General features: G+C 70.7%; 5 protein-coding genes and 1 tRNA gene. 3 read left to right on the top strand and 3 right to left on the bottom strand.

Translation table 11 applies throughout. The features are described from left to right. From E1258_RS30225 to E1258_RS30215, 3 genes are all read right to left on the bottom strand, one after another. On the bottom strand, positions 1-829 hold an 829-nt coding region (locus tag E1258_RS30225), incomplete at its 3' end, for a PP2C family serine/threonine-protein phosphatase (RefSeq protein ID WP_132407097.1). Next, the gene (locus E1258_RS30220; RefSeq protein ID WP_007073875.1) at positions 826-1,314 is read right to left on the bottom strand and encodes an FHA domain-containing protein; all 489 of its coding nucleotides are present in this window, start codon (positions 1,312-1,314) and stop codon (positions 826-828) included. The genes E1258_RS30220 and E1258_RS30225, both read right to left, overlap by 4 nt. A 6-nt stretch (positions 1,315-1,320) precedes the next feature. Beyond that, positions 1,321-2,124, bottom strand: coding sequence for a DUF3662 and FHA domain-containing protein (locus E1258_RS30215; RefSeq protein WP_007073874.1), 804 nt, complete (start codon positions 2,122-2,124; stop codon positions 1,321-1,323). 206 nt (positions 2,125-2,330) lie between these two features. Here E1258_RS30215 and E1258_RS30210 point away from each other — a divergent pair. From E1258_RS30210 to E1258_RS30200, 3 genes are all read left to right on the top strand, one after another. Further along, positions 2,331-2,416: transfer RNA gene (locus E1258_RS30210), tRNA-Leu, on the top strand. Between the two features lie 126 nt (positions 2,417-2,542). Beyond that, complete coding sequence (locus E1258_RS30205) at positions 2,543-3,616, top strand: NAD-dependent epimerase/dehydratase family protein (protein WP_132407095.1); 1,074 nt, start codon at positions 2,543-2,545, stop codon at positions 3,614-3,616. Then, positions 3,613-4,401, top strand: a 789-nt coding sequence (locus E1258_RS30200) for a WecB/TagA/CpsF family glycosyltransferase (RefSeq protein WP_132407093.1), incomplete at its 3' end; no start/stop codon positions are given. The genes E1258_RS30205 and E1258_RS30200, both read left to right, overlap by 4 nt.

Genomic DNA, 4,401 nt, shown 5'->3' with positions numbered 1-4,401 from the left:
GGGCGGAGAGCGCGGAGGCGCGCGCGGCGGGGGTGGAGACGTCGGCGGAGGTGGCCATGCCCCGGTCCCGGGCGGCGGCGCCGCCTACGATCGGGCTCGCCTCGACGATGTCCTGGTCGGTGGCGTCGGCGATGATCACCGTGATGTTGTCCGGGCCACCGCCGCGCAGCGCGAGCTGGACGAGCCGCTCGACGCACTGCTGCGGGTCGGCGTACTCCCGCATGGTGTCGGCGATGGTTTCGGCGCTCACCACCCCGGAGAGGCCGTCGCTGCAGATCAGGTAGCGGTCGCCGGGGAGCACCTGCCGGACACTGTATTCCGGGTCGATGTCGCGCCCGTCGAGCGCCCGGGTGAGCAGCGAGCGCTGGGGGTGGCTGCTCGCCTCCTCGGCGCTGATCCGGCCCTCGTCGACGAGCATCTGGACGTACGTGTCGTCCTTGGTGATCTGCGCGAACTCGCCGTTGCGCAGGAGGTAGGCCCGCGAGTCGCCGATGTGGACCATGCCGAGCTTGGTGCCCGAGAAGAGAGTCGCGGTCAGCGTGGTGCCCATCCCCTCAAGCTGCGGGTTGGCGTCCACGGTGTCGCGGAGTTGCTGGTTGGCGGTGCCCACGGCCGAACGCAGCGCGTCGACGAGCGCGTCCCCGGGGACGTCTTCGTCGAGCGGCGCCATGGCACCGATGACGATGTTGCTGGCGACGTCACCGGCGGCCATGCCGCCCATGCCGTCGGCGACGGCGAGAAGCCGCGGCCCGGCGTAGACGGAGTCCTGGTTACCGTCTCGGATCAGACCGCGGTCGCTGTGGGCCGCATAGCGCAGGGTCAGAGTCATGGCCGTAATTCGAGAGAGGTGCGCCCGATACGGATCGGCACGCCGAGGGGGACGGGGGTTGGTCCGGTGACCTTAGCGCGATCCAGGTAGGTGCCGTTAGTCGATCCGAGGTCCTCGACGAACCACTGCCCGTCACGGGGCACGAGTCGGGCGTGTCGCGCCGAGGCGTAGTCGTCGGTGATGACGAGCGTCGAGTCCTCGGCCCGGCCGATGGTGATCTGCGCCTCGCCCAGGGTGATCCGGGTGCCCGCGAGCTGACCGGCGGTAACCACCAGCTGGTGCGCGGCCCTGCCCCGCTTCACCTTGGCCGGCTTGGCCTGCGGCTGGCCGGTCGAGGCGCCAACCGCCCGGGGCGCGGCCACCAACCGGCCCGACCGGGCACCAGCGAACAGGTCCCTGCGGATGACGCCGACCACCGTGAACACGAAGATCCACAGCAGGATCAGGAACCCGAACCGGGCGACGGTGATGACGAGTTCCGGCAAGGCGGATCAGCCGTCCACGCGGAAGGTCAGGGTGGTGGTGCCGAGCTGGATCATGTCGCCCGGGTTGAGGGCGACGGCGGAGACGCGCTGGCCGTTCACCATCGTGCCGTTGGTCGAGCCGAGGTCGGTCAGCACGACCTGGCCGCCGTCGAAGTCCAACCGGGCGTGTCGCCGGGAGATGCCGACGTCGGGCAGGCGCAGGTTGGCCTGGTCGCCCCGGCCGATCACCGTCGACCCCATCTGGAGCGGGTAGGTGCGGCCGTCGCCGGAGACCAGCCGGACGTTGCGCCCGCCGCCGTGCCCCGGTGGCGGGCCGTAGCCGCCGCCTTGGTCGTACGCCGGGTACGCCGGCGGGCCCACGTCGTAGCCGCCCTGGTCGTAGCCGGGAGCGGAGACCGGTGCCACGTCGCCGCCGGTGTAGACCTCGGCGGTGACCCGGAACATGCCGGTGTCGAGCCCCTCGCCGCGCTCGATCTCGACGATGACGTCGCCGTAGACCGTCCAGGCCTGCTCGCCGATGAACTCCGCCTGCGACTGGGCCAGCTCCTGGGCCAGCGCGGCGGCGTACGGCGCCAGACGGTTGTGGTCGTAGGGCGAGAGATCGATCACGTAGCGGTTGGGCACCAACGTGCGCCCGCCGGCCAGGATCGCCTTGTGCGCCTCGGCCTCCCGCTGCATGGCGTTGAGGATCTCCACGGGGTGGACCACCCCTTTGAAGACCTTGGCGAAGGCTCCCTCCACCAGGCCTTCCAGACGCTTCTCGAAGCGTTGCAGCACGCTCACCGGCTCCTCCTCGGGTCCCGAGGACATGATGGTATCCGGCCGGCGCGCGCGCAGCTCACACGCCGCTCGGCCGGCCGTCGCCGGCCCGTTCGAACGGGCCCTTTCCGCCGTGCTACAGTTTCGTCCGCCACGAACGGTAACCGGTCGCGGCGCAGACCAGGAACACCGTAGGATGTGCCGGGCCGCTGGGGACAGCCGATCCGGGCGGGCTAGAGTGTTCCGGGTCAAGCCACGGGGAAGTGGCGGAATGGCAGACGCGCACGGTTCAGGTCCGTGTGCCCGAAAGGGCGTGGGGGTTCAACTCCCCCCTTCCCCACCACAGTAAGGGCCCCGCGGCGATGCGGGGCCCTTCGCCGTTCACGGGCCCGGCGTCGCGTCCGGTGGGTGCCGGACGTCACGCTATGCTCCGATCGTTTCCCTGCCTCCGATGGACCAGGAGTGGCGTGTGAGTGTCGCGTTGGTGACCGGGTCGGGCGGCCTGATCGGATCCGAGGCGGTCCGGCACTTCGCCGGCCTCGGTCTCGACGTCGTCGGCATCGACAACGACATGCGGCGGGAGTTCTTCGGCGCCGAGGCGTCGACCGCGTGGAACGTCCGGCGGCTGGCCGAGGACCTGGGCGGCGCGTACGCCCACCACAGCATCGACATCCGGGACCGCGACTCGCTGGCGAAGCTCTTCGCCCGATACGGCCGCGACATCGCCGTGGTGATCCACACCGCCGCGCAGCCGTCGCACGACTGGGCGGTGCGGGACCCGTTCACCGACTTCGACGTCAACGCTGGCGGCACCCTCAACGTGCTACAGAACGTGCGTGAGCACTGCCCCGAGGCACCGGTGATCCACTGCTCCACCAACAAGGTGTACGGCGACCGCCCCAACAGCCTGCCGCTGGTCGAACTGGAGACCCGCTGGGAGATCGAGCCGGGGCACCCGTACGAGCAGGGCATCCGCGAGGACATGTCGATCGACGCCTGCCTGCACTCGGTCTTCGGCGCGTCCAAGGTCGCCGCCGACGTGATGGTGCAGGAGTACGGCCGCTACTTCGGGATGCGGACCGCCTGCTTCCGGGGCGGCACGCTGACCGGCCCGGCGCACTCCGCGACCGAGCTGCACGGCTTCCTCGGGTACGTGATGCGCGCCAACATGGAGCGTCGGACGTACAAGATCTTCGGATACCAGGGCAAGCAGGTCCGGGACGCGATCCACAGCTCGGACGTGGTGTCGGCGTTCGAGGCGTTCTTCCGCGAGCCCCGCTCGGCGGCCGTCTACAACCTCGGCGGCGGCCGGCACTCCAACACCTCCAACCGCGAGGCGTTCGCCCTGGCCGAGCAGATCACCGGCCAGGAGATGATCACCGACTACGTCGAGGCGAACCGGATCGGCGACCACAAGTGGTGGATCGGCTCGAACGAGGCGTTCCAGGCCGACTACCCGGGCTGGAAGCAGGTCTACGACGTACCGATGATCATGCGCGAGATCTACGAGGCCAACGTGGACAAGTGGGTTCCGGCGTCATGACCGACGGCAGCAAGCGCAACGTTCTCGGCGTCCTCGTCGACGCCACCGACTACGCCACCGCGACCGAGCGGGTGGTGGCGGCGGCGCACGAGCGCCGGCCGCTGGCGCTCACCGCGCTCGCCGTGCACGGGGTGATGACCGGGGTGCTCGACCCGGCCCACAACGCCCGGCTCAACTCGTTCGACGTGGTCACCCCCGACGGTCAGCCGGTGCGCTGGGCGCTGAACGTGCTGCACCACGCCGGCCTGGCCGACCGCGTCTACGGCCCGCTGCTGACCCTGCACGTGCTGCGGCGGTTCGCCGAGGAGGGCCTGCCGGTCTACCTGTACGGCTCGACGGAGGAGACGCTGTCCCGGCTGATCCCGGCGCTGGAGCGGATGTTCCCGGCGCTGAAGATCGCCGGGGTGGAGCCGTCGAAGTTCCGCGCCGTGCAGCCGGGCGAGGACGTCGAGATCGCCGACCGGATCAGGTCCAGCGGGGCCCGGCTCGTCCTGGTCGGGCTCGGCTGCCCCCGCCAGGAGGTCTTCACGTACGCGATGCGTCCGCTGCTGGACATGCCGATGATGGCGGTCGGCGCGGCCTTCGACTACCACGCGGGGCTGCTGCGCAACCCACCGCCGTGGATGCAGCGGGCCGGCCTGGAGTGGTTCTGGCGGCTCGGCCTGGAGCCGAAGCGGCTCTGGCGCCGGTACGTCATCCTCAACCCGGCGTACCTGGCCCGGCTGGCGGCGCAGAAGACCGGCCTGTGGAAGGCGAAGCCGCCCACCCCGGCCACCGAGCGCCCC

It is taken from the genome of Micromonospora sp. KC207 (assembly GCF_004348615.1).
Classification (GTDB): domain Bacteria; phylum Actinomycetota; class Actinomycetes; order Mycobacteriales; family Micromonosporaceae; genus Micromonospora.
The sequence above is the reverse complement of the archived record's forward strand: the minus strand, read 5'-3'. Positions and strand labels throughout refer to the sequence as shown.